Below are 24,684 nucleotides of genomic sequence, written 5' to 3' on the forward strand. Positions count from 1 at the left end.
TGGGTGCCTCGAGCGCGGTGCTCAGAGGGAGATGTCGGTGACCTTGACCTGGGTGTACTTCTGGCGGTGGCCCTGGCGCTTCTTGTAGCCGGTCTTGTTCTTGTACTTCTGGATCACGATCTTGGGACCCTTGGTGGCACCGAGGACCTCGGCGGTCACGGCGGCCTTGTCGAGCCCGGTGGCGGTGACCGTCTCGCCGTCGACGACCATGACCACGGGCAGCGTCACGGACTCGCCGACCGCCGTCGCGATCTTGTCGATCTCGATGACGTCGCCGACGGCCACCTTCTGCTGCTTGGCGCCTGCGCGCACGATCGCGTACACCGCGGTCTCCTTCGTCTGTTCGCTGCCTGGTTGTCGCTGCGGGTCTGCGGCACGCCGGACGCCAGTGACGAGCGGGGGTGCCGGGCAGAGAGGCGCGCCTGAGCGCACCGAGGGTCAATAGTACGGATCCGACGGGTACGCCGCAAAACGGTGCACCCCGCGGGTCACGCGGGCGTCACCGCTTGCGCGAGCCCTTCTTCTTCACCGGCACGTGCTCCACCGCCACGGCGGTGCCCGGCTCGACCGCGCCGGACTCGACCGGCGCGCCGATCTGGCCCGACGTGACGGGCTCCGAGGCGGGGGTGTCGGCGCCCGCGGGCGGACCGGCCGGACGGCTGGCCGACCGGCGGCGGGTGCGGGTGACCACGGTCGGCTTGCTCGGGGGGGCCGGGGGCTCCGGCGAGGCGAGCTCCTCGACGGCGGGCTCCTCGACAGGCTCCGCAGCGGGCTCCTGCTCCACGGCGGGAGCCGGCTCGGCCGGGGTCTCCTCCGCGGGAGCCTCGGGTGCGGCCGTGTCCGTGCCCGTCGCCTCCGTGCCGGCCGTCTCGTCGGCGGGCGTCTCGTCGGCGGCCGTCTCGTCGGCGGCCGTCTCGTCGGCGGGCGTCTCGTCGGCGGGCGTCCCGGACGTCTCGGCAGCGTGCTCGCGGGCCATCGCGGCCACGTCGGCCGGCGACGGCGCCTTGGCCTCCTGCTTGTCGCCCGGCCGGCCCGCCCCGTTGTCGTCGTTCTCGCCGCGTCCGCGGCCGCCACGACGGCGGCTGCTGCTGCGGCGCGGCTCGTCGTCGCCCTTGCGCGGCTCGACGGGCGTCTCGCGCACCAGCACGCCGCGGCCCTGGCAGTGGTCGCAGGTCTCGCTGAACGCCTCGAGCAGGCCGGTGCCGATCCGCTTGCGGGTCATCTGCACCAGGCCCAGCGAGGTGACCTCGGCGACCTGGTGGCGGGTCCGGTCGCGGCCGAGGCACTCGACCAGCCGGCGCAGCACCAGGTCGCGGTTGGACTCGAGCACCATGTCGATGAAGTCGACCACGATGATGCCGCCGATGTCGCGCAGCCGGAGCTGGCGCACGATCTCCTCGGCCGCCTCGAGGTTGTTCTTGGTGACGGTCTCCTCGAGGTTGCCGCCGGAGCCGGTGAATTTGCCGGTGTTGACGTCGACGACTGTCATCGCCTCGGTGCGGTCGATGACCAGCGACCCGCCCGAGGGCAGCCACACCTTGCGGTCGAGGCCCTTGGCGATCTGCTCGTCGATGCGGTAGGTCGCGAACGCGTCGCGGCCGTTGTCGGGCGAGAACCGCTCGAGCCGCTCCTCGAGGTCGGGGGCGACGTGCTGGACGTAGCTCTGCACGGTCTCCCACGCCTCGTCGCCCTCGATGACGAGCTTGCTGAAGTCCTCGGTGAAGAGGTCGCGGACCACCTTGAGGGTGAGGTCCGGCTCGCCGTAGAGCAGCTGCGGGGCGCTGCCCTTGGCCTTCTTCTCGATGTCCTCCCAGCGCGCCTTGAGCCGCTCGACGTCACGGGTGAGCTCGTCCTCCGCCGCGCCCTCGGCCGCGGTGCGCACGATCACGCCGGCGGTGTCGGGGACGATGTCCTTGAGCAGCGCCTTGAGGCGGTTGCGCTCGGTGTCGGGCAGCTTGCGCGAGATCCCGCTGGTGGTGCCGTCGGGCACGTAGACGAGGAACCGGCCGGCCAGGCTGATCTGGCTGGTGAGCCGTGCGCCCTTGTGGCCGACGGGGTCCTTGGTGACCTGCACCAGGACCGACTGGCCCGAGGACAGCACCGACTCGATCTTGCGCGGCTGCCCGTCGCGGTGGCCGAGCGCCTGCCAGTTGACCTCACCGGCGTACAGGACGGCGTTGCGGCCCTTGCCGATGTCGACGAACGCCGCCTCCATCGAGGGCAGCACGTTCTGCACGCGGCCGAGGTAGACGTTGCCGATCAGCGAGGTCTGCGACTCGCGGGCGACGTAGTGCTCGACGAGCACCTTGTCCTCGAGCACGGCGATCTGGGTGAGCTCGTCGCGCTGGCGGATCACCATCACGCGGTCGACGGCCTCGCGGCGGGCGAGGAACTCCGCCTCGCTCACGATCGGGGCGCGGCGCCGGCCGGCCTCGCGGCCCTCGCGACGGCGCTGCTTCTTGGCCTCGAGCCGGGTCGAGCCCGAGACGGCGGTGATCTGGTCCTCGGCCGCCCGGCGCTGCCGGACCCGGGTGACGGTGTTCGCGGGGTCGTCCCCGCCGGAGCCGTCGCCGTCGTCGCCGGAGCGGCGTCGGCGGCGTCGGCGGCGCGAGGACGACGAGCCGCCGCCCTCCTCGTCCTTCGCCTCGCCGTCACCGGAGTCGGTGGCGGCGTCGCGGGCGGCCGCGGCCGCGTCGGACTCGTCGGCGCCCTCGGCGCCCTCGGCGGACTCGCCGCCCTCGCCGCCCTCGCCGCCCTCGCCGGGCTTGCGCCGGCGACGACCACCGCGGCGACGGCGCCGGCGGCTGCTCGAGGAGCCCCCACCCTCACCCTCGCCGGTCTCGCCGGCGGACTCGTCGGTCTCGGCGGCGTCGGTCGGCTCCTCGGCGGTGTGCTCCTCGGCGGTCGGCTCCTCGGCGGTCGGCTCCTCGGCGGCGGGCGTCTGCTCACCCGCCTCCCCGGGCGCGGCCGACTTCTTCGCCTTGCCGGACTTCGCCCGAGACGCGGACTTCCTGGCCGGCGCGGTCGCCTCGGGCGCCTGGAACAGCAGTGCGGTGGCAGCGGTCTCCGCTGCGGCCGCGGCCTCGGCCTCGGTCGCGGAGGCGCCCTCGGCGGCAGTGGGCTCGGCCGGCGCCGCCTTCTTCGACGTCGACTTCTTCGCCGCGGACTTGCGGGTGGTCGACTTCTTCGCGGTCGCCTTCGCGGCGGTCTTCTTCGCCGGTTGGTCTCCGGCGGCGGCCTCGGCCCCGGCCGGGACCTCGGGGAGCGGCTCGTCGGCGGCAGCGGCCTTCGTGGTCGACTTCTTCGCCGTCTTCTTCGCGGCGGTCTTGCCGGCCGTCTTCTTGGCCGGGGCCTTCTTCGCCGTCTTCTTCGCGGCGGTCTTGCGGGCCGGAGCGCCGGTGGCCGGCTCCTCGGTCACCGGATCCGCGGTGACCGCTCCATCGCCGGCGGGGGTGGTGGATTCGGGGGTGTCCTGGGACATCCTGCTCTCCTCGGCCCGCCGGGCACCGGGGTGCGGGGCGGGCTGGTCGTTTCCGCCGGTCACGCGCCCCGGGGGGCGCACGGCGGGAAGCCTGCGGGTGGCGGCGACCTCCTCCGCGTGCGCGTCGGCCGGCCCGATCCCTCACCTGCCGCGGTCGCCGGGCTTCCGCGGAGCCGCTGTCACCGGCTCCACCGGGCCGCGTCGCGGTCTGGCGATCGATCGCGCCCTCCGTGCCGGTGCCACAGGGGCCTCGGCGAGAACGTCGTCGTGTCGACCAGCCCGGGCGGACCCGGACGTCGTCGACCGTGGCGAGTATCGCACACACCCCGCCCCTTCCCGGCCACGACGACGCGGCGCGGGCTGCACGGCGCCGGCGTCCGGCCGCCCGGGGGCGTGCCTCAGGACGCGGCGAGCGGGTCGCCGACCTCGCCGGTCGCGGCGTCGAGCGGGCCCTGGGCGAGGCGGGTGAGCAGCGGGGCCTCGCCGGGGTCGAGGTCGGCCACGCGGCGCAGGGCGGACAGGACGTCGTCGGGTCGCACGGCCGGGACCGTGTGCCGCAGCACCAGGTCGAGTGCTGCTCCGCCGCCCGGCGTGTCGTCCACGGCGAGCGCCACCACCGCCGCCCGGGCGTCGAAGGAGCGCAGGCCCTTCTTGGTCATCCGCTCCACGAGCACCTCGTCGGTGGCCAGGAAGCGCGCGACCGCGGCCGCCGCGTCGTCGGGGGTGCAGGCGAGGTCGAGGCGCCAGTGGCTGGCCTCGAGCCGGTCGGACAGCGAGCCCGGCGCGGTCGCGGCCACGTCGACGACGGCGAGCACGTCGAGGCCGTCGGGCAGCGCCTCGGCGAGCGAGGCGGCGATGTCGGCGGGGTCGACCACCTCGGCCAGGGCGATCTCGAGGAACTCCGCCTCGCTGGCCGACCCGGTCGGCGCGGCGCCGGCGTAGGAGATGCGGGGGTGCGGGTTGAAGCCCGAGGAGTACGCCATCGGGACCCGGGCGCGGAAGACCGCGCGCTCGAACGCCCGGCTGAAGTCGCGGTGGCTGGTGAAGCGCAGCCGCCCCCGCTTGGCGTAGCGGATCCGGAGACGCTGCACCGGCGGGGCCTGCTGCTCGGGCTGGTCACGCACCGCCCCAGTCTCCCCCAGCGGGCTCAGCCCTTCATGGCGGGGCTGGGGTAGACCGTGCTCACCCGCACCCCGTCGAGCCAGGTGGTCAGCCGCGCCGCCTCGGCGTCGAGGGCGGCGCGCCCGGCGGGCGGGACGTCCTCGAGCAGCCGGACCTCGACGGTGGCGGCGTCGTCCTGCACCCAGCAGCCCACGACGCGACCGTCCCACCAGGCGGTGGTGCCGGCGTTGCCGTTGCGGTCGAAGAGGGCCGCGGCGTGCGGACCGAGGAAGAAGTCGCGCTGCTTCCAGCCCATCACGGACGGGTCGAGCACCGGGAGCAGCGCCGCCCAGGGCTCGACCTCGGGCTCCGCGTCGAGGTCGTCGGGCAGCACCCAGCCGGTCTCGCCCCCGTCGAGCGCGACCTCCACCGCGCCGACGTCGGCCAGCGCCCGGGTCGCCGCACCGACGGTGGAGCCGAGCCACCACTGCAGGTCGGCGCGGGTGCCGGGGCCGAAAGCGCGCAGCCAGGCCGCCACGAGCGCGGCGTACCCCTCGCGCTCGGGCAACGGCGTGGGCTCCTCGCCCAGCCAGTGCGACATCAGCGTCCACTGCGGCCGCGAGACCCGCCAGTGGCCGCCGTTGCGACCGCGGACCAGGGCGTGCTCGACCGCGAGCTGGGTGAGCACCCGCGGGGCGATCGAGACGTTCGCGCCGTACGACTTGCCGACCGCCAGGTCGATCCGGCCGGTCAGCTCGGGCAGTGCCTCCCGGATCGCCTGGGCGGAGGCCTCGCGCCCGTCGGCGAGGTGGGCCAGCACCGCCGCGCACGCCGCGTCGAGCCAGGCCGCACCGTCGTCGGCCAGGCCGCCGGCCTCGACCTCCCTGGCCAGCCGGGGTCGCAGCTGCGCCGCGACGCGGGCGCTGGCGCTGCCCCAGGCCGCCGGCAGCAGCTCGCGCGGGAAGCAGAACAGCGTGCGGCGCATCGCCAGCTGCTTGACCACCGTGCGCTCGTCGTAGAGGACCCGGTCGACGTCCGCCACCGTCAGGCCGTCGACCCGGGCCTGCAGGGACAGGTGGACGGTGGCCGGCTCGGTCGCGTGCAGCACGGTCATCGCCCGGGTGGCGGCGAGCGGGTCCGGCGCCCGGTGCGCGGGCGACACCGCGTGGCGGCGGGCCAGGCGGGTGCGGCGCTCGACGTCGTGCAGGTGGCGCATGGCCCGATCCTGCCGGACCCTGCCGACATCGCGGTCACGACTATCCTTCCCGGGCGATGTCCCTGCCCTCCCCTTCCCGGTGGTCACGCCCGGGCGCCCGGCTGCTGCTGCTCGCCGGCCTGCTGTTGCTGGCGGTGAACCTGCGACCCGCCGCGGTCAGCGTGGGGCCGGTCCTCGCCGAGGTGCGGTCCGGGCTGTCGCTCTCGGCGAGCGAGGCGGGGCTGCTGACCTCGCTGCCGGTGCTCGCGTTCGCGGCCTTCGGCGCCGCCGCGCCGGCCGTGGCACGGCGGGTGGGCGTGCACCGGACGACGATGATGGCGCTGCTGGCGCTCGTGACGGGGCTCGCCGGACGGGCGTTCGCCCCCGGCGAGGCGACGTTCCTGGTCCTCTCGATGCTCGCGCTGTCGGGGATGGCGATGGCCAACGTGCTGCTGCCCTCGCTGGTCAAGCTGCACTTCCCCGACCGGATCGGCCGCGTCACCGCGCTCTACACCGGGGCACTCTCGGTCGGCCTGACCGCGGCGCTGATGCTCACCGTGCCGTTGGCCCGTGGCGGCGAGGAGTGGCGCTGGGGCCTCGGCGCGTGGGCGGTGCCGGCGCTGCTGGCCGCCGTGCCGTGGCTGTGGCTCGTCGCCCACGACCGCCGGCCCGACCAGCCGGTGCACGACGTCACCCTCGGTCAGGTCGCCCGCACCCGGCTGGGGTGGGCGATGGCGCTCTTCTTCGGGCTGCAGTCGATGCAGGCCTATGCGATCTTCGGCTGGTTCGCCCAGCTGTGGCGCGACGCCGGCTACTCCCCCACCGCCGCCGGGGTGCTGGTCGGCATCGTCGCCGCGACGAGCATCCCGCTCTCGCTGTGGCTGCCCCGCGTCGTCGCCCGGCAGGAGCACCCGCGCGGCGTGCTGCTCGCCGTGATCGCCTGCTACCCCCTCGCCTACGTCGCGCTGATCCTGGCGCCGCACGACCTCGCGCTCCCTGCAGCGGTCGTGGTCGGGGTCGGCACCTGCACCTTCCCGCTGATCCTGACGCTGATCGGCCTCCGGGCCCGCACGCCCGGGGGCACCGCCGCGCTGTCGGGCTTCACCCAGTCGGCGGGCTACCTGCTCGCCGCACTCGGCCCGTTCTCGGTCGGCGTGCTGCACGACGCGACCGACGGGTGGACCGTGCCCCTGCTCTTCCTCATCGCCCTGACCGTCCCGCAGCTGCTCCTCGGCTCCTACGTGTCGCGCCCCGCGGCCGTCGAGGACCAGCTGCACCGAGCTTCTCGGGAGCCCGTGTGACCCAGCCGCCGCCACCACCGACGCCGTACGGCCCCGACGGGCCGAACCCCTCCGACCCACCACCGACCGCGCCGTACGCGTCGTCCGGCCAGGGCTCCTCCGGTCAGAGCCCCTACGGCCAGGGTGCGTACCCCCCGGCGGCGTACGGCCAGGCCCCCTACGGCCGGGTCCCCTCCGGTCCGCCGCAGTCCAGGGCGCTCGGCGGCTGGGCGCTCGGCTTGGCGATCGCGTTCTGCCTCCCGTTCGCGACGCTGGTGTCGGTCGTCCTCGCCATCGTCACCCTCGTGCAGTCGCGCGACGGCCGCGACCGCGGCCGGGGCATGGCGATCGCGGCGCTCGTCATCGACGGCGTCGTGCTCGTGGCCATCGTCGCCGTGCTGGTCGTGATCGGCGTGGCCTCGATCCCGACCTCGCCCGAGCGCGACTCGCAGGGAAGGGTCACCGAGCGGCACGAGATCAGCACCTTCGACATCCGCGAGGGCGACTGCGTCGACGACCCGGCCCTGATGGCCGCCGGTGGCGACCAGATCGAGGTGGCGCAGGCCCAGGCCGTGCCGTGCGGGCAGGCCCACGACCTCGAGGCCTACCGGGTCTTCGACCTCCAGGGCGACGCCTACCCCGGCCGCCGGGCCGTCGTCCGGCGGGCGACGCTGGGCTGCCTGCAGGGCTTCGCGGACTTCGTCGGCCGCAGCTACCGCTCGTCCGAGGCCGAGTTCTGGACCTACTACCCGCAGGAGCGCAGCTGGGACCTCCTCGACGACCGGGCCGTGGTCTGCCTGGTCGGCATCCCGGACGAGAAGACCACCGGCACCCTCGAGGACAGCCGTCGGTAGCCCGTCTGTGCCACGTCGGCCGGGGCCACACCGACCGGTCTTCACGTTCGGTCGACACGTTCGGTCGACCTGGCGCCTCGCGTCACTGGAAGCGGAGCTCGATCCGCTGGATCGGACCGCCGGTCTCCACTCCGTTGAGCACGAGGAACTCCGCCCGGCCGTCCCCGTTGCCGTCGAGCGTCGCGACCGCGTCGCCGATGCCGCCGGCCGCGGGTACCTGCGTAGCCGCGAATTGCAGGCCGGTGTTGCGAAGGACGACGTCCCGCGGGTTGGTGTGCGCGGTCAGGTTCGACACCAGCACGTAGATGTCGAGGTCGCCGTCACCGTCGGCGTCTCCGGCTGCCACGGCTCGTGCGGCCCCGCCGGACGGCACGGTCCAGGCCAGGACCGGCGCCAGGAACCGGCTGCCGGTGTTGAGCCGGTACTCCACCCGCCGACCCAGGCCGGTCACCAGATCGGGATCGCCGTCCCCGTCCAGGTCGGCGAAGACCGCGTCACTGGGGTTGCCGGTGATCCCGTTGGCCACTGCCACATCGGTGTAGCCGGTCTCCGCGTTGTGCCGGTAGAGGACGGGCCCACCGCTGTAGTTGACGAGGAGGTCGTCCCAGCCGTCCCCGTTGACATCGGCGACCTCCGCGAACCGGGCACCGCCGTACCCACCGACGCCCCAGTCGGTCACCTGCTGGAAGCCGGCCCCGGACTGGTTGAGGTAGAGCTTCATCTCCTCGCTGGGCAACCCGTTGGCGGGGTCGTCGCACGGATCCCCGGTGACGTCGCGTGGTGGGGCGTTGCCCACGAACAGGTCGGGATAGGCATCGTGGTTGGCGTCGACGAAGGCCACGTAGTGGCTGCGGCCGCACACGTCGCCGATGCCCCACCGCGTGCCGACGTCCGTGAACTGCCCGGGAGACGTCTGCAGCCACATCTCGTTGTCCCGGCCCGTCTTCACCACGTTGGCACCACTCCGGCCGGCCGCGCAGTACGCGTCGGGCAGGCCGTTGCGGTCGACGTCCGCCCAGGCGCAGTCGTGGCGGTCCGGCACCTTGCCCTCGCTGTTGCGGCGCGGCCAGGTGTAGGCCAGCGTGTAGCTGCCACTGCCGTCGTTGCGCCAGAGCTTGCCGCCCTGGTCGTGGTAGCCGATCCAGACGTCCTCGTCGCCGTCGCGGTCGTAGTCGACCGGCGAGGCCTCCCAGGTCTCGACCGTGGCGCCCAGGCCGGAGCCCGGGACCGTGTCGAGGGCGGTCCAGGTCGCGGTCGGGTCGACGGACGGGGCGCCGACCACGAGTCCGGCGCCGAGGGCCAGTGAGGCGATGCCTGCTGCAGTCGTGGCGAGGGTGAGCACGGTAGGACTTCCTTCCTGCCGGTCCTCCCGAGAACTCCCCTCCACCGTGCGCCGGCCGGCGGCTCCCTGTCATCCCACCTGCGGGGTGATCGTGCCGTCGCGAGGTGCCTGGCCGGTGGGTGCGGGACGCACGAGGAGCGAGGGGGCGGGGGTGAAGCCGGCGCGGGCGTAGAGCGGCACCGAGCGCTCAGTGGGGCTGAGCACGACCCGCACCATGCCCGCGGCGTCGCACCAGTCGGTGCAGGCCGCGAGGAGCCGGGTGCCCACGCCCGCGCCGCGCTGGTCAGGCCGCACCCAGAAGTTGGCGAGGTAGGCCCAGCGGCTCGGCCGATCCTGCCCCGGCCGTGGCATCCGGGTGAAGACCAGCACGTTGAGCATGCCCACCGCTTCGCGCCCGACCTCGGCCAGCCAGGTCACCCGCTGGTCCTGCTCCCGCTCGAGCCAGGCGTCGAAGCGGTCCTGGAAGTCCTCGTCGGGCAAGGCCTTCCCGGCGTTCTCCTCGGTCCAGGCGCGACGCATCGCGGCGACCACCTCGCGGTCGGCCCACGTCGCCTCGCGGATCAGGGGGTCCACACGCCCAGCCACTGCTCGGCGCCGAACTCCTCGAACCTCGCCACCTCGGTGAACCCGAGCTTCCCCGCGACCCTGACCGACGCGGTGTTGGCGGTCTGGGTGCAGAGCAGCACGGGCTCGCCGGGCAGCTCGCCGGCGACCCAGGCGAGCGCGGCTGCGCAGGCCTCGGTGGCGTACCCGTGCCCCCACGCCCCGGGCAGGAAGAGGTAGCCCAGCTCGACCTCGCCGGCCTCGGGGCGCACGTGCCCCGGCCGCTCCGCGTCACGCCGCACCAGGTGGACCGTGCCGACGAGGGACCCGTCGAGCTCGACGGCGAAGATGCCGGGGCGCCGGCCGGGGACCGTCGGCACCTGCCGCTCGAGCTCCTCGCGCGGCTGCGGGCCGCCGAGGTGGGCCCGGACCTCGGGGGAGGCGTTCAGCTCGATGACGCCGGGCCGGTCGCGCGCCTCGGCCTCGCGCAGGACCAGACGCTCGGTCCGCAGTGGCGCCGGGGGCCAGGCGACAGTTCCGAGATCGGCCATGGCGGGAACCTAGCGCAGCACCCCGCAGCGAGAGCTCAGACGACGGTCAGCGGCAGGAGCTTCTGGCCGGTGGGGCCGATCTGGATGTCGAGGCCCAGCTCGGGGCAGACGCCGCAGTCGTAGCAGGGAGTCCAGCGGCAGTCCTCGACCTCGACCTCGGAACCGTCGGCGGCCGCAAGGGCGTCCTCCCAGTCGGCCCACAGCCAGTCCTTGTCGAGGCCGGAGTCGAGGTGGTCCCAGGGCAGGACCTCGTCGTACTCGCGCTCGCGGGTAGTGTACCAGGCGAGGTCGACGCCGGTGCCCGCCAGCGCCGCGTCGGCCGCGGCCACCCAGCGGTCGTAGGAGAAGTGCTCGCTCCAGCCGTCGAAGCGCCCGCCGTCGCGCCAGACCGCCTCGATCACCCGGCTCACCCGGCGGTCGCCGCGCGAGAGGAGTCCCTCGATCGCGCCGGGCTTGCCGTCGTGGTAGCGGAAGCCGATCGCGCGACCGTAGCGCTTGTCGTCGCGGACGGTCTCGCGCAGCTTGCGCAGCCGCTCGTCGGTCGTCTCCGGGTCGAGCTGGGCTGCCCACTGGAACGGCGTGTGCGGCTTGGGGACGAAGCCGCCGATGGAGACGGTGCAGCGGATGTCGTTGCGCCCCGAGACCTCGCGGCCCTTGGCGATCACCTGCTTGGCGAGGTCGGCGATCGCGAGCACGTCGTCGTCGGTCTCGGTGGGGAGGCCGCACATGAAGTAGAGCTTCACCTGTCGCCAGCCGTGCGAGTACGCCGTGGCGACGGTGCGGATCAGGTCCTCCTCGGTGACCATCTTGTTGATCACCCGGCGCATCCGCTCGGACCCGCCCTCGGGGGCGAAGGTCAGGCCGGAGCGCCGGCCGTTGCGCGAGAACTCGTTGGCCAGCGTGATGTTGAAGGCGTCGACACGGGTCGAGGGCAGGGACAGCGAGACGTTGGAGCCCTCGTAGCGGTCGGCCAGCCCGGTCGCGATGTCGCCGATCTCGGTGTGGTCGGCGCTCGACAGCGAGAGGAGGCCGACCTCCTCGAAGCCGGACTTGCGGATGCCGTTCTCGACCATGTCGCCGATCGTGCCGATGCTGCGCTCCCGCACGGGGCGCGTGATCATGCCGGCCTGGCAGAACCGGCAGCCGCGCGTGCAGCCACGGAAGATCTCGACCGAGAAGCGCTCGTGCACCGTCTCGGCGAGCGGCACCAGCGGCTTGGCCGGGTAGGGCCACGCGTCGAGGTCCATCAGCGTGTGCTTGCGGACCCGGAACGGGATGCCGGGGCGGTTGGGGAGGACGGTCTCGATCTGCCCGTCCTCCGCGTAGGTCACGTCGTAGAAGCGCGGCACGTAGACGCCGCCGCTCACCGCGAGCCGCCGCAGGAGCTCCTCGCGTCCGCCCGGACGGCCCTCGGTCTTCCACTCGCGCACGACCTCGGAGATCGCGAGCACGACCTCCTCGCCGTCACCGAGCACCGCCGCGTCGAGGAACTCCGCCACGGGCTCCGGGTTGAACGCCGCGTGGCCGCCCGCGATCACGACCGGGTGGTCCTCGCCGCGGTCGGTCGCGCGCAGCGGGATGCCCGCGAGGTCGAGCGCGGTCAGCAGGTTGGTGTAGCCGAGCTCGGTGGAGAAGCTGATGCCGAACAGGTCGAACGCGCCGACCGGCCGGTGGCCGTCGACGGTGAACTGCGGGATCGGCCCCTCGGCGTCGCCCGCCCGCATCACGGCCTCGAGGTCGGGCCACACCGAGTAGGTGCGCTCGGCCAGGATCCAGTCGCGCTCGTTGAGCACCTCGTAGAGGATCTGCACGCCCTGGTTGGGCAGCCCGACCTCGTAGGCGTCGGGGTACATCAGCGCCCAGCGCACGGTCGGCCCGTCGGTCGCGCAGCTCCAGTCCTTGACGGTCGAGTTCAGCTCGCCGCCGACGTACTGGATCGGCTTGGAGACGGACGGCAGCTTGGTCTCCAGCCGGGGGAAGACGGACTCGGGTGCTGGGTCGTGCACGGGACCGGCGGCGGTCACCACTCACCTCGCGGGCTCGGGAACGGGACGGGAGCGAAGGGCCCAGCGTACGCGCGGCGGGGCGGGCCTGCCGATTCCGCGAGCAGCCGCCGGGGCTGGCGGATCAGGTCCCCGGGCGAGCACGCTGGGGGCGTGCACGCCTGGCGAGCCGCCCACGCCTTCGACGGGGAGCGCTTCCTCGAGGGCGGGGTGACCGTGCTCGTCGACGGCGCACGGATCGCCGGCGTCGAGGCCGGCGACCACGTCCTCCCCCACGACTGCCCGGTCACCTCGTGGGACGGCACCCTGCTGCCGGGGCTCGTCGACGCCCACGTGCACCTCGTCGGTGACGGCACGCCGGGCGGGCTCGAGCGCGCCGGGCAGGACGACGACGCCACGCTCGACCGCACCATCCGCGCGTCCCTGGCCCGGCACGCGGCCGCCGGGGTGACGACGGTCCGTGACCTGGGGGACGCCCACTACCGCACGCTCGCACACCGCGACCGGCACGGGCCCGGGGAGCCGCGGATCGTGGCCGCCGGCCCCCCGGTGACGGTCCCCGGCGGCCACTGCCACTTCCTCGGTGGCGCCGCGTCGGGCGTGGCCGGCGTGCGGGCCGCGGTGTCGGCCCACACCGAACGCGGCGTCGACGTCATCAAGGTGATGGCGTCCGGGGGCATGGTGACGACCGGCACCGACGTGCTCGGCGCGCAGTTCTCGCCCGAGGAGCTGCACGCCCTGGTCGAGGAGTGCCACGGCGCCGGGCTCGCCGTGCTGGCACACGCCCACTCGCTGGCGGGGGTGCGCCACGCCGTGGCCGCGGGCGTGGACGGGCTCGAGCACGGCACCTGCCTCACCGCCACCGGCATCGCCGTCCCGGACGACGAGCTGCTCGACGCGCTCGTGGCCGGGGGCGTCACGGTCGACCCCACGTTGTCGGTCGACCCCGCCCACGTGCTGCCCCTCGACGAGCTTCCTCCCAACATGCGGGCGGTGGTGGAGCGGCTGGGGATCGAGCCCGGCCGGCTCTCGCACGCCCGCGCCCCGCAGCTGCGGGCGATGCACCGGCGGGGAGTCCGGCTCGTCACCGGCACCGACGCGGGCGCCGCTCCCCCGAAGCGGCACGGCGGGGCCTGGCGCGCCGTCGTCGACCTGCTGCTGGCCGACCTCCCCGTCGCCGAGGCGCTCGCCACCGCGACGTCGTACGCCGCCGACGCGTGCGGGCTCCGGGACGAGACCGGTCGGCTGCGCGCGGGCCTGGCCGCCGACCTCCTCGTCGTCGACGGCGACCTCGTCGCCGAGCCGGAGGCGCTCGGTCGTCCGGTCGCGGTGCTCGTGAGGGGCGAGCCACCCGTGGTCCCCTAGGACGTGTCTCCCAAGCTCCGGCTTGGGAGACACGTTCTAGGGTCACCGCATGAGCCAGCGCTGGACCGTCGTCCTCCCGCCGGTGGCCCTGCTCGTGCTGCTGCTGTCGTGGGGTCGCCACCCCGGCGGCGTGGCCGAGGCCCTCCTGGTCACGGTGGTCGCCGTGGCGCTCGTCGGCGCCGTGCTGACCGCCGTCCACCACGCCGAGGTCGTCGCGCACCGGGTCGGGGAGCCGTTCGGCTCGCTGGTGCTGGCGGTCGCGGTCACCGTGATCGAGGTGGCGCTGATCGTCACCCTCATGGTCTCCGGCAAGGGCGACACCTCCACGCTGGCCCGCGACACGGTGTTCGCCGCGGTCATGATCAGCGTCAACGGCATCGTCGGGCTGTCGCTGCTGGTGGGGGCGCTCAAGCGCAACCTCGCCGTCTTCAACCCCGAGGGCACCGGAGCCGCCCTGGCGACCGTGATCGCCCTGGCCGGCCTGTGCCTGGTGCTGCCGCGCTTCACGACCTCCGAGCCCGGGCCGGTCTTCTCCCCCGGCCAGCTCGCCTTCGCCGCGATCGCGTCCCTGACGCTCTACGGCCTCTTCGTCTTCACCCAGACGGTGCGCCACCGCGACTTCTTCCTGCCCGTGGAGGCCGGCGCCGACGCCGACCACGGGCCGGTCGACGAGGACGACGACGGGCACGCCGACCCGCCGACCGACCGGGCCGCGCTGATCAGCCTGGGCCTGCTGCTGGTCGCCCTCGTCGCCGTCGTCGGCCTGGCCAAGGTCGAGTCCCCCGCGATCGAGGACGGCGTCGACGCGCTCGGCTTCCCGCAGTCGTTCGTCGGCGTGGTGATCGCGCTGCTGGTGCTGCTGCCGGAGTCGATCGCGGCGGTGCGGGCCGCCTCCCGGGCCCGGGTGCAGACGAGCCTCAACCTGGCCCTGGGCTCGGCCATGGCCTCGATCGGCCTGACCATCCCGACCCTCGCGCTCGCCTCGATCTGGCTCGACGGGCCGCTGGCGCTCGGGCTGGGCACCGTGCAGATGGTGCTGCTGCTGCTGACGGTGCTCGTCGCCGTCCTCACCGTCGTCCCCGGCCGCGCCAAGCCGCTGCAGGGCGGCGTCCACCTGGTGCTGCTGTCGGCGTTCGTCTTCCTGTCGATCAGCCCGTAGTCCACCCCGGGTCGCGGCCGAACCCGCCGAGCAGCCGCGCCTGGGGCCCGTCCGCGACCTCGACGCGCGCGCCGATCGCCCCGGCCTGCCGGTAGAGCTGCTCGCGCTCCTCGAACCAGGTCGCGACCTCGTCCACCAGCGCCGGGTCGAGCCGGGGGTCGCCACCGGTCGCCACGGCGAGGTCCCAGCCGTGGACCAGGTGGTCGGCGGCGAGCTGGCAGACGTACTCGGCCAGCCGCTCCTCGCCGTAGGACAGGTGCACGGTGCCGCCGGCCGGGAGCGCCTCGGCCACGATCGCGGTGGCCGCGCGCGCCGCCTCGAGGGCGGCCCGGACGGGGTCGTCGCCCAGCAGGTCCCCGTCGAGGGAGTCACCGACCTCCTCGATCGTGCGGCCCTGCACGAGGGGGACGGTCCAGAGGTCCTCGCCGACGACGTGGTTCACCAGCACGCGCACCGACCAGTCGGCGCACGGGGTCGGTCCCTCCCACTGGCCCGGGCCCACCGCGGCGACGCGGGTGGCCCAGCTCTCGACACAGCGGCGGTACAGGGTGTCCAGGTCCATGGCGGCCTCCGCGACCACGGTGGCACCGGGGAAACCGCGCGGGGAACGCCGGTCTGGTCCGCGCGCTCAGCGGCCGGCGAGCACCCGCGACGGCGCCAGGAAGCGGGTCGGGATCGCCGAGGTCGAGCGCAGGTGGATGTTCTGGAGCAGGCCCACCGCGAGCATGGCCGCGAACATCGAGCTGCCGCCGTAGGACACGAACGGCAGGGGGACGCCGGTGACCGGCATGATGCCCAGGCACATCCCGACGTTCTGGAAGGTCTGGAAGGCGAACCAGCAGGCGATGCCGGCCGCCGCCACCCGGCCGAAGGTGTCGTCGGTGCGCGACGCGATCGCCAGCGCCCGCCAGATCACGACCGCCAGCAGCGCGATGAGGACGCCGGCGCCGACCAGGCCGAGCTCCTCGCCGGCGACGGTGAAGATGAAGTCGGTGTGCTGCTCGGGGACGAAGCCCGAGCGGGTCTGCGAGCCGTGGAAGAGCCCCTGGCCGAAGAGCCCGCCGTTGCCGACCGCGATCCGGGCCTGCTCGGTGTTGTAGCCGGCGCCGCGCGGGTCGAGGTCGGGGTTGGTGAAGGCCATGAAGCGGTCGACCTGGTACTGCTCGAGCAACCCGGCCGAGACCGCCGCCACCGCCGCGGTGACCGCGCCGCCCAGCAGCAGCACCAGCCAGCGTCGGGGTGCCCCCGACGCGGCGATGACGCCGAAGACGGTCGCGGAGAGCACGAGCATGGTGCCGAGGTCGGGCTGGAGGAGGATCAGCAGGGCGGGCAGTCCGGCGATCAGCAGCATCCCGGTGACGTCGACCCAGCTGACCTGGCGGGTGCTGCGGCTCTCGGTGCGCTCGGCGACGAGCAGGGCCATCCCGATCACGACCGCCAGCTTGGCCAGCTCGGCCGGCTGCACCGACATGCCGCCCAGCTGGATCCACGAGCGCGAGCCGTTGATGGTGGCGCCGTCGACCAGCACCAGCACCAGCCCGCCGATCGAGCAGAGGTAGGCCAGCGGGGCCAGGATCCGGACCCAGCGGTGGTCGGTGGCCATCACCATCACCATCAGCACCAGGCCGATGGCGACGTTCACCAGCTGCTTGCGCAGGTAGGTCGTGGGATCACCGCCGGTCAGCGCGTCGCGCGCCGACGTGGCCGACCAGACGAGCAGGGTCCCGAGCACCAGCAGCGCGAGCACCGCGGCCATCAGCACCCAGTCGAGGCCCGGGGCCCGCAGGCCGCGGCCGGGGCGGGCCACGACCGTCCGGCCGCTCACCGCTCGGCCTTCCGGACCGCGGGCGGGAGGATCGAGCCGTCCTTGAGGAAGATCGGCAGCGACGCCGGGGCGACCGTGCTGGGGATCGCGGCGCGGCGCGGGTCGACGTCCTCGCCCTTGATGCCGTAGAGGGCCTCCCAGATCTTGCGGACCGCCGGGCCCGACGTGCCCGACCCGGTGCCACCCTGGGAGACCATCATCACCACGACGTAGTCCTTGGTGTACGACGCGACCCACGAGGTCGACTGCTTGCCGTAGACCTCCGCCGAGCCGGTCTTGGAGCGCACCGTCACGTCGTCGAGCGGGAAGCCGCCCATCCGCCAGGCCATGGTGCCCTCGCGGGTGACGCCCTGGAGCGCACGGTCGATGTAGGCGAGCGTCTTGTGGGGCACGTGGACCTCGCCGACCTTGTGCGGCGGGATCCGCTCGAGCACCGTGCCGTGCGGGTCGACGACCGCCTTGCCCACGCGCGGGGCGTAGAGGGTGCCGCCGTTGGACAGCGCGGCGTAGGCCCGGGCCAGCTGGAGCGGCGTGACGATGGTGTCGCCCTGCCCGATCGCGAAGTTCACGGCGTCACCGGCGCGGTAGGCGTAGCCCTCGGCGCAGAACTCGCCGGCGTAGGTGTAGACGAAGTCGCTGGTCTTCGCGTCCTGCGGCTTCTTCGCGATGCCGCAGTAGTAGTCCTTCATCGAGTGCCAGTAGGCGAGCTTCCAGCGCCGGTCGGCGATCCGGCCGGGCGCCTCGCCCGGCAGGTCGATGCCGGTGCGGCTGCCGAAACCGAAGGTCTTGGCCTCCTTGACCAGCGGGTCGCGGGCGTGGACGTCGCTCTCGTCGGAGCCGTAGCGGCGCCAGAAGTCGTAGCCGACGCGGTAGAAGAAGGTGTTGCAGGAGACCTCGAGCGCGCGGTCGAAGCCGATCATCCCGTAGGCGTCGGACTCGTAGTTCTTGAACACCCGGTTGCCGACCGTGAAGCCCGAGGAGCAGTCGAGCCGGGTGTCCTGCGAGTAGCCGTGGGTCAGGGCACCCGCGGTCATGAACGGCTTCCAGGTCGAGCCGGGCGCGAACTGGCCCTGGGTGGCCCGGCTCAGCAGCGGGGTGCCGGCCCTGGCGGAGTAGAGGTGGCGCAGCTGCGCCTCGCTGATGCCGCCCACCCACACCCCGGGGTCGTAGGTCGGCTGGCTGGCCATCGCGACCACCCGGCCGGTGCGCGCCTCGAGCACCACGGCGGCACCCGAGTCGGCGACGTAGTTGCGGCCGGTCACCGGGTCGCGGGTGGCCCGCGCGGTCCTGATCGTCTGCGCGAGCTGGCGCTCGACCACGCCCTGCACCCGGGCGTCGATCGAGGTGACGAGCGTGTCACCGGGGCTGCCGGCCACCTCGCCGTCGTCACCGATCACCCGGCCCATCGAGTCGACGGCGACCCGCTCGTAGCCGGGCATCCCGCGCAGCCACGCGTCGTACTCCTTCTCGACGCCGGCGCGGCCGACGTAGGAGGCGCCGTTGACCGAGTGGTCGCCGTCCTCCTTGGCCGTGTCGTACTCGTCCTCGGTGATCGGGCTCAGGTAGCCGAGCACGTGGGCGAGGTTGACGCCGAAGGGCTCGGGGTAGGCGCGCACGCTCTGCTGGTCGGCCACCACCGCCGGGTAGTCCTCGGGCTGCTCGAGGATCCGGAGCGCGACCTGCTGCCGCACGTCGTGCGCGACCGGCACGGGCTGGTAGGGGGAGCCGTTCCAGCACACGCCCGGCGCACTGCCGGCGTCGCCGCAGGTGACCAGCCGCTTCTCGATCGCTGCGCGGGACAGGTCGACCGCGCCCGCGAGGCGGTCGAGCAGCACGTCGCGCTGGTGGTCGGTGAGCTTGTCGAGCAGCGTGCGGTCGACCGAGACCACCCACGACGGGCGGTTGGTGACCAGCGGGCGGCCCTGGGCGTCGACGATCAGCCCCCGCTGGGGCTGCACGACGACCTCGCGGACCGACTGCGACGCGGCCTGGGCGTGGTAGCTGTCGCCGCTGACCACCTGCAGGTAGTAGAGGCGCACGAAGAGCGTGGCGAACAGCGAGAAGACGAGCGCCTGGATCACGACGAGCCGGAGCCGGCCCCGGCGCTCGCCGCTGGGGCCGCGGGCGGGTCGGCTCACGAGAGGGCCACCCGGTCGGGCTCGAGGCGGCGGAACATGCCCATCACCAGCGGCAGCACCAGCGGGGTGAGCAGCACGTCCCAGACCACGGAGATCGCGATCACCTGCAGCAGGTCGCCCACGCCGACCGCGGGGTCCTGCAGCATCAGGCCGGTCAGGGCGTAGACCGAGGTGCCGACGAACGACGACGCCGCGACCGTGGCCACGACGGTGGTGGCGCTCGGGCGCTGGCCGTGCTCGGGCCGCACCCGGCCGGCGACGTACCCCACCACGACGAGGGCGAGCGCCCAGCGGCCGGCCGCGTGGTCGGCCGGAGGGGCGAGGTCGAGCACCACGCCGGCGGCGAAGCCGAGCACGGCGGCGAACTGGGGGCCGCGCGTGAGCGCGGCCCCCACCACGACCAGCAGGCAGAGGTTGGGCACCACGCCCTGCCAGGCGAGGTGGGGGAAGAGCGTGACCTGGAGGACCAGGGCGAGCGCGACCGCCGCGACGGCGGCGGGGACCCGGAGGGAGGTCATCTCAGGCTCCCGTCGGCCTCGATGACCCCGCGGTCGCTGCGGGTGCCCGAGGGCACCACGACGCCGACGAGGTCGAGGCTGCCGAAGTCGACGAACGGCTCGATGACCGCACGCTGGGTGGACTCGCGGACGCTGCTGTAGACGGAGGTGACCTTGCCGACCGGGACGCCGGAGACGTACGGCGCGCCGCCGTCGCTCCCCCACGTCACCACGGTGTCGTTGCGGGCGGGCACCACGGACTCGTCGAGCAGCTCGAGGTCGAGGCGACCGTCGTCGCCGAGCGTGCCGCGCCCGTGCAGGAAGCCGAGCTGCATGCTGCTGCCGAGCCGGCCACCCACCGTGGAGTCGGCGTCGATGATCAGCAGCACGGTGGCGGTCGACGAGGTCACCCGCACCACCCGCCCGACGAGGCCGTCGTTGTCCAGCACCGTCATGTCGGGCTGCACGCCGGCCGAGGAGCCGGCGTCGATGGTCACGGTCTGCGAGAACGACTGCGCGGGGCCGACCCCGACCACCCGGGCCGGGACCAGCGCGTAGCCGAGGTCGCCGGCGGCCGTGGTCAGTCCCTCGTAGGCCGCGAGCCGGTTGCGGTCGTAGTCGGTGGTGGCCTCGCGGGCCCGCAGGCGGGCGTTCTCGGCCTCGAGCTCGTCGACCTGCTGCTCGAGGTCGTCGTGGGTCTGGAACCAGTCGGGCACCGCCAGGAACGGACGCAGCGCCGCGGTCGTCCCGGTCTCCACCGGCCCGAACACCTCGCCGACGGCGCGGCGGGCCGGCTCGAGCGGCGAGGCGTCGTCGCCCTGGCGGTCGATGACCATGAGGCACAGCGACGCGAGCACGAGCGCCACCAGCAGGCCGCGCCCACCGGGCTGGCCCCCGTCGGCGCCGCCCCAGCGGCGCTCGCGACGACCGGAGCGGCCGAGCCCGGCCAGGCCGCCCAGCGGCCCGCGGGAGGGGTCGAGGCGCGGCACCTAGAACCTCCTCGGCTCGCTCACGAGCACCTGCTGCAGCGCCTCGAACTCCTCCACGCAGCGCCCGGCGCCGAGCGCGACGCTCGTGAGGGGGTCCTCGGCGACGTGGACCGGCATGCCGGTCTCGTGGCGCAGCCGCTCGTCGAGCCCGCGCAGCAGGGCACCGCCGCCGGTGAGCACGATGCCGCGGTCCATGATGTCGCCGGCCAGCTCGGGCGGGGTCTGGTCGAGCGTGGCACGCACCGCGTCCACGATCGCGTGCAGCGGCTCCTCGAGGGCCTGCCGGACCTCGGCGCTGGAGATCACGACCGTGCGGGGCAGGCCGGTGACCATGTCGCGGCCGCGGATCTCCGCCTCCGGCTCGTCGGGCAGCGGGAACGCCGACCCGAGGGTCATCTTGACCTCCTCGGCGGTGCGCTCGCCGAGCATGAGGGAGTACTCCTTCTTCATCCAGGCCACGATCGCCTGGTCGAGGTCGTCGCCCGCGGTGCGGATGGAGAGGCTGGTGACGATGCCGCCCAGCGAGATCACGGCCACCTCGGTCGTGCCGCCCCCGACGTCGACCACCATGTTGCCGGTGGCCTGGTGCACGGGGAGGCCGGCGCCGATCGCGGCGGCCATCGGCTCCTCGACGATGTAGACCCGGCGCGCACCGGCCTGGTAGCCGGCCTCCTTGACCGCCCGCTGCTCGACCGCGGTGATCCCGCTCGGCACGCAGATGACCATCCGGGGCTTGGCGAAGTAGCGGCGCCGGTGCACCTGCTGGATGAAGTAGCGCAGCATCTGCTCGGTCGCCTCGAAGTCGGCGATGACGCCGTCCTTGAGCGGGCGGATCGCGGTGATGTTGTCGGGCGTGCGCCCGATCATCCGCTTGGCCTCGTGCCCGACGGCGAGGATCTCGCCGGTGCCCTCGTTGAGCGCCACCACGCTCGGCTCGTCGAGCACGACGCCCCGGCGGCGCACGTAGACGAGGGTGTTGGCGGTGCCGAGGTCCACGGCCATGTCACGGCCGATGAAGCTGTTCGCCATACCCGGTGCCTCGCAGGGGTCTCGCGTCGTGTGGGGAAGGTGGGACGCGTGTGACGTCCTGTGACGAGGGTAGGAGGGGCTCGGCCCCGAGCCCGGGAGGACACGCAGGGGCTCAGCGGACCGTCGCCCACCCCTCGGGGAACGACGAGGTGCAGCATCAGTGAGTCCTCGGTGCGGTGGGCCGGCGGTCGGCCTCGGGGTCCTGCGGCCCGGCGTACCAGGGGTCGTGCACCGGCTCGGCGAGCAGCACGCGGTCGGGGTGGTCGGTGACGATCTGGGCGAGGTTCCACAGCGACTCGGTGTCGTGGTCGAAGTACTTGCCGTGGTCGGCGAGGGCGTCGAGCCCGTCGGCATCGTCGGCCCGGGTGGTCGACTCGGCGCGGAACCGCTGGGCGCCGAAGTCGTCCTCCGCGGGATCGTCGCCCAGGCCGAGCCCTCCGACCAGCTCGAGGTGGACCGCACCGTGGTTGGCGAGGTCGGCGACCGGGTCGCGGCTGTTGGCACCGGCCCACACGTGCTGCGGGTCGACCCCGGTGTCGCCGACGTCGTCGGTGTCGCCGCCGACGCCGGGGCTGCCGACGAAGACCAGGTCGTCGACGGGGACCCCCTCGTCGTGGGCGGCGTGGCCCAGGGTCGTCGACCCGTAGCTGTGACCGATCGCGGTCAGGTGGGCCGGGTGGCCCTCCCGGGCGGCCCGCAGCCCGTCGAGGGTGTCGGCGAGCCGCTCGCCGCCCCGGGTGGCCAGGCCCTCGTCGAGCACCCCGCTCGCGTCGCCGTCGGCCTGCCAGGGCAGGTTGTCGGGCGCGTCGTAGCCGAGCCAGGCCAGCGTGGCGTTGCTCCGTGACCCGTCGACGAAGCGGGCCGCCTCGTAGAGGGTGCTCGCCCGGGCACCGAGGTAGGGGGCGCTGCCGGCGTCGGTGCCCAGGCCCGGGACGGTGACCGTCACGTCGTCCGCGGTGTCGAGGTCCCCGACCGCCACCGCCACCAGGCCGTCTCCGCCGAACGCGGTCGGGTCGTAGGCGTAGAGCTGGGCGCCGGCGGGCTCCCCCGTGACCGGGTCGACGGTCGCCGCGGCCGCCGCGAGCGCGTCGCGGGCGGCCCGGGCGTTCTCGAGCCGGGCGCGCTGCTCGGTCGTGGCGCCGCCCAGCTCGACCAGCAGCTCCCCGTCGGCGAGGTCGCGCTCGAGGGCCAGCCGATTGGCCCGGTCGCGGACGCCGGCGGGCAGGCCGTCGCGCGACCCGACCAGGTCGGGCGCCGCCGCGACGACTGCCGCGCGGGCGGCACGGCCGAGACCGGCCCACCAGGCCGACACGGCCGCGGGTGGGGCGTCGGCACCCGGCATCGTGGCCAGGGCGGCGTCCGCAGGGTCGGGCACACCGCCCCACCGCCGCTCCACCTGGCCCAGCGACAGGACCCCTGAGAGCGCCCGACGCACGGCCTCCTCCTCGGCCTCCAGCGCCCGGGCGAACGACACCACGTCGGCGGCGAGGACCTCCACCTCGCGGGCGCACGCGTCGGCCTCGGCCTGCCACGCCGCCGCGAGGCCGGCGTCGACGGCACCGGCCCGCCCACGCAGCGCGTCGATGGTGCCGAGGAGGTGGCGGCGCCGGTCGGTGAGGTCCGCGTGCCCGGTGAGCAGCCGCTCCACCGCGTCGGCGTGGGCCTCGACCCGCCGGGCCACGTCACGCAGCGCCAGCGAGGCGGCGTCCGCCCGCCGCCCGACCGGGTCGAGCGCCGCCCGGTAGGAGTCGGCCGCCGCGCCCCGCCAGTCCGCCAGCCGGGCGGTACCGGCGGCGAGGCCTGCCAGGTCGTCGACCTGCACCGACGCCGCGAGCAGGTGGCCGGCATACGCCCGGATGCCGTCCGGGTCGGCGCGCAGGGCGGGGACCGGCGGCGGGGCCGCCGGCAGCGTCAAGGGCTCCACGGCGCCACCTGCCCGGACCGCCGGGGCCGCCCGGGCAGCCCGGGCAGCCCGCGCAACCCGGCGGCCTGCGCCGCGTCGGTGTCGAGCTGGTCGTCCAGCACCCGCCGCAGCCGGTCGGCGCGCTCACCGGCAGCCTCCGCCAGGCCGGCCGCGTGCCGCTGCCAGGCGCCGGCGAACCGGGCGGCCGTGCCCGCCACCGCGGGCGTGAAGCCGGCGACCGGAGCGCCGGCCAGCTGGCGGGCGGCGGCGAGGAGGTCGTGCCGCTCGGCGTCCCACGTCCCCGCGACGCGGGTCAGGCGGGCCGGGTCGACCTCGATCACGACCGACCCCCGCCCCCGGCCAGGGCCGCCGCCCGCTCGCGCCCGACCGCGAGCGGCGCCGAGGCCACCTCGACGAGGAAGGCACCCGAGGCCGCGGCGTAGGACGCGCGGATGCGCAGGCCGTCGCTCCCGGCGGCGATCCGGGCGACTTCCCCCTCGGCCCGCCGAGGGTGCCAGCCCCTCTGCTCGAGCTGCTCGCGCAGCCGGGCGAGCAGCCCGGGGTCGGCGACGTGCCGGGCCGAGGCGCGGACCCGCACCACCACCGTGCCCTCGACCGTTCCGAAGGCCACGACTGCCCGCGGCGGCGCGCCGGCGACCAGCGGCAGCCGGAGCGTCCGGGCGGCCTCCTCGACCGCCGCGCGGGCGGTGGCGACGAGGGCGGCGGCCTCGTCGTCCCCCCGCGGGTCGGTGGGGGGACCGGCCGGGGGTGGCTCCGGCGGGAGCAGGACGAGGTCGACGTCGGGGTGCCGGCGGCGGACCGACGCCCAGAACGGGTCGGCGGCGAGGTGCGGGTCCATGGCGCGAGCCTGCCCCGCGCCGCCCCCGGGAAGCGCGGCCGCGCAGCGTCCCTGTGCACGCCCCGGTCACGGGGCGTGCCTGTGGACGCCCCGCGGGTCGGGTCAGGCCGGGATCAGTCCCGGATCACGACCCGGCCCACCCCCGGACGACCGCTCAGAGGTCGGGGAACCAGATCCCGATCTCGCGGGCCGCGGACTCGGGCGAGTCCGAGCCGTGCACGAGGTTCTCGCGGTTCGACAGCGACAGGTCGCCGCGGATCGTGCCGGGCGCGGCCACCCGACCGTCCGTCGCACCGTTGATCGCGCGCACGACCTCGACCGCCTCGTCCCCCTCGAGCACCACCGCGACGAGCGGGCCGCTGGTGACGAACTCGCGCAGCGGCGGGTAGAAGGCCTTCTCGAGGTGCTCGGCGTAGTGGCGGTCCGCGACGTCGGTGCCGATGGTGCGCTGCTCCAGCGCGACGAAGGTCAGGCCCTTGGCCTCGTAACGGGCGAGGATCTCCCCCACGAGCCCGCGACGCACCGCGTCGGGCTTGAGCAGGACGAGCGTGCGCTGGGTCATGGCGCGCA

The 24,684-nt window shown here is 74.6% G+C and carries 22 protein-coding genes; 4 read left to right on the forward strand and 18 right to left on the reverse strand.

The window, feature by feature from the left end; all coding sequences use genetic code 11:
- Window positions 1–21: 21 nt before the first annotated feature.
- From rplU to ACFPGP_RS21450, 4 genes are all read right to left on the reverse strand, one after another.
- Window positions 22–324 (reverse strand): 50S ribosomal protein L21, encoded by a 303-nt coding sequence (gene rplU / locus ACFPGP_RS21435; RefSeq protein ID WP_378593242.1) that lies wholly within the window; start codon window positions 322–324, stop codon window positions 22–24.
- 175 nt (window positions 325–499) lie between these two features.
- Window positions 500–3,481: an Rne/Rng family ribonuclease gene (locus ACFPGP_RS21440; RefSeq protein WP_378593243.1), complete on the reverse strand. Its 2,982-nt coding sequence runs from the start codon at window positions 3,479–3,481 to the stop codon at window positions 500–502.
- A gap of 398 nt (window positions 3,482–3,879) precedes the next feature.
- Window positions 3,880–4,605 (reverse strand): TIGR03936 family radical SAM-associated protein, encoded by a 726-nt coding sequence (locus ACFPGP_RS21445; protein WP_378593245.1) that lies wholly within the window; start codon window positions 4,603–4,605, stop codon window positions 3,880–3,882.
- Window positions 4,606–4,628: 23 nt separating this feature from the next.
- Window positions 4,629–5,798 (reverse strand): winged helix DNA-binding domain-containing protein, encoded by a 1,170-nt coding sequence (locus ACFPGP_RS21450; RefSeq protein ID WP_378593247.1) that lies wholly within the window; start codon window positions 5,796–5,798, stop codon window positions 4,629–4,631.
- 56 nt (window positions 5,799–5,854) lie between these two features.
- On the opposite strand from ACFPGP_RS21450, the gene ACFPGP_RS21455 reads away from it, so the two are divergent.
- Complete coding sequence (locus ACFPGP_RS21455) at window positions 5,855–7,078, forward strand: MFS transporter (RefSeq protein WP_378593249.1); 1,224 nt, start codon at window positions 5,855–5,857, stop codon at window positions 7,076–7,078.
- A complete protein-coding gene (locus ACFPGP_RS21460) occupies window positions 7,075–7,911 on the forward strand; it encodes a DUF4190 domain-containing protein (protein WP_378593251.1) in 837 nt (278 codons plus the stop codon). Before ACFPGP_RS21455 ends, ACFPGP_RS21460 begins: the two co-directional genes overlap by 4 nt.
- An 82-nt stretch (window positions 7,912–7,993) precedes the next feature.
- Here ACFPGP_RS21460 and ACFPGP_RS21465 read toward each other — a convergent pair whose 3' ends face one another.
- The 4 genes from ACFPGP_RS21465 to ACFPGP_RS21480 all read right to left on the reverse strand — a co-directional run bounded on the left by ACFPGP_RS21465 (window position 7,994) and on the right by ACFPGP_RS21480 (window position 12,353).
- Window positions 7,994–9,253 (reverse strand): FG-GAP repeat domain-containing protein, encoded by a 1,260-nt coding sequence (locus tag ACFPGP_RS21465; protein WP_378593252.1) that lies wholly within the window; start codon window positions 9,251–9,253, stop codon window positions 7,994–7,996.
- A gap of 69 nt (window positions 9,254–9,322) precedes the next feature.
- Window positions 9,323–9,826, reverse strand: a complete 504-nt coding sequence (locus ACFPGP_RS21470; RefSeq protein ID WP_378593254.1) for a GNAT family N-acetyltransferase — start codon at window positions 9,824–9,826, stop codon at window positions 9,323–9,325.
- Window positions 9,814–10,347: a GNAT family N-acetyltransferase gene (locus ACFPGP_RS21475; protein ID WP_378593256.1), complete on the reverse strand. Its 534-nt coding sequence runs from the start codon at window positions 10,345–10,347 to the stop codon at window positions 9,814–9,816. The genes ACFPGP_RS21470 and ACFPGP_RS21475 overlap by 13 nt, the downstream gene beginning before the upstream one ends.
- A 35-nt stretch (window positions 10,348–10,382) precedes the next feature.
- Window positions 10,383–12,353, reverse strand: coding sequence for a TIGR03960 family B12-binding radical SAM protein (locus ACFPGP_RS21480; RefSeq protein WP_378593582.1), 1,971 nt, complete (start codon window positions 12,351–12,353; stop codon window positions 10,383–10,385).
- 150 nt (window positions 12,354–12,503) lie between these two features.
- Between ACFPGP_RS21480 and ACFPGP_RS21485 the strand changes: the two genes are divergently transcribed.
- Both ACFPGP_RS21485 and ACFPGP_RS21490 read left to right on the forward strand, forming a co-directional pair.
- Entirely contained in the window at window positions 12,504–13,715 is a 1,212-nt protein-coding gene (locus ACFPGP_RS21485; RefSeq protein WP_378593258.1) for an amidohydrolase family protein, read from the forward strand.
- 49 nt (window positions 13,716–13,764) lie between these two features.
- On the forward strand, window positions 13,765–14,874 hold the full coding sequence (locus ACFPGP_RS21490; RefSeq protein WP_378593260.1) for a calcium:cation antiporter: 1,110 nt from the start codon (window positions 13,765–13,767) through the stop codon (window positions 14,872–14,874).
- Here the strand turns inward: ACFPGP_RS21490 and ACFPGP_RS21495 are convergent.
- The 10 genes from ACFPGP_RS21495 to ndk form a co-directional block, all read right to left on the reverse strand.
- Entirely contained in the window at window positions 14,864–15,436 is a 573-nt protein-coding gene (locus ACFPGP_RS21495) for a TIGR03086 family metal-binding protein (protein ID WP_378593262.1), read from the reverse strand. The two genes, ACFPGP_RS21490 and ACFPGP_RS21495, sit on opposite strands and share 11 nt — an antisense overlap.
- A 66-nt stretch (window positions 15,437–15,502) precedes the next feature.
- Window positions 15,503–16,699, reverse strand: coding sequence for a rod shape-determining protein RodA (rodA, locus tag ACFPGP_RS21500; protein WP_378593264.1), 1,197 nt, complete (start codon window positions 16,697–16,699; stop codon window positions 15,503–15,505).
- Window positions 16,696–18,837 carry a penicillin-binding protein 2 gene (gene mrdA / locus ACFPGP_RS21505; protein WP_378593266.1) on the reverse strand — a complete coding sequence of 714 codons (2,142 nt, stop codon included), beginning with the start codon at window positions 18,835–18,837 and terminating at the stop codon, window positions 16,696–16,698. The genes rodA and mrdA overlap by 4 nt, the downstream gene beginning before the upstream one ends.
- Window positions 18,834–19,355, reverse strand: coding sequence for a rod shape-determining protein MreD (mreD, locus tag ACFPGP_RS21510; protein ID WP_378593268.1), 522 nt, complete (start codon window positions 19,353–19,355; stop codon window positions 18,834–18,836). The genes mrdA and mreD overlap by 4 nt, the downstream gene beginning before the upstream one ends.
- Window positions 19,352–20,323 (reverse strand): rod shape-determining protein MreC, encoded by a 972-nt coding sequence (gene mreC, locus ACFPGP_RS21515; protein ID WP_378593269.1) that lies wholly within the window; start codon window positions 20,321–20,323, stop codon window positions 19,352–19,354. Before mreC ends, mreD begins: the two co-directional genes overlap by 4 nt.
- Window positions 20,324–21,352, reverse strand: coding sequence for a rod shape-determining protein (locus tag ACFPGP_RS21520; protein ID WP_378593270.1), 1,029 nt, complete (start codon window positions 21,350–21,352; stop codon window positions 20,324–20,326).
- A gap of 157 nt (window positions 21,353–21,509) precedes the next feature.
- Entirely contained in the window at window positions 21,510–23,276 is a 1,767-nt protein-coding gene (locus tag ACFPGP_RS21525; RefSeq protein WP_378593271.1) for an alpha/beta hydrolase, read from the reverse strand.
- Window positions 23,264–23,596, reverse strand: a complete 333-nt coding sequence (locus ACFPGP_RS21530; protein ID WP_378593272.1) for a hypothetical protein — start codon at window positions 23,594–23,596, stop codon at window positions 23,264–23,266. The genes ACFPGP_RS21525 and ACFPGP_RS21530 overlap by 13 nt, the downstream gene beginning before the upstream one ends.
- Entirely contained in the window at window positions 23,593–24,114 is a 522-nt protein-coding gene (locus ACFPGP_RS21535; protein ID WP_378593273.1) for a hypothetical protein, read from the reverse strand. The genes ACFPGP_RS21530 and ACFPGP_RS21535 overlap by 4 nt, the downstream gene beginning before the upstream one ends.
- A gap of 154 nt (window positions 24,115–24,268) precedes the next feature.
- Entirely contained in the window at window positions 24,269–24,676 is a 408-nt protein-coding gene (gene ndk / locus ACFPGP_RS21540; protein WP_378593274.1) for a nucleoside-diphosphate kinase, read from the reverse strand.
- Window positions 24,677–24,684 lie beyond the last annotated feature (8 nt).

It is taken from the genome of Nocardioides taihuensis (assembly GCF_042657275.1).
GTDB lineage: Bacteria > Actinomycetota > Actinomycetes > Propionibacteriales > Nocardioidaceae > Nocardioides > Nocardioides taihuensis.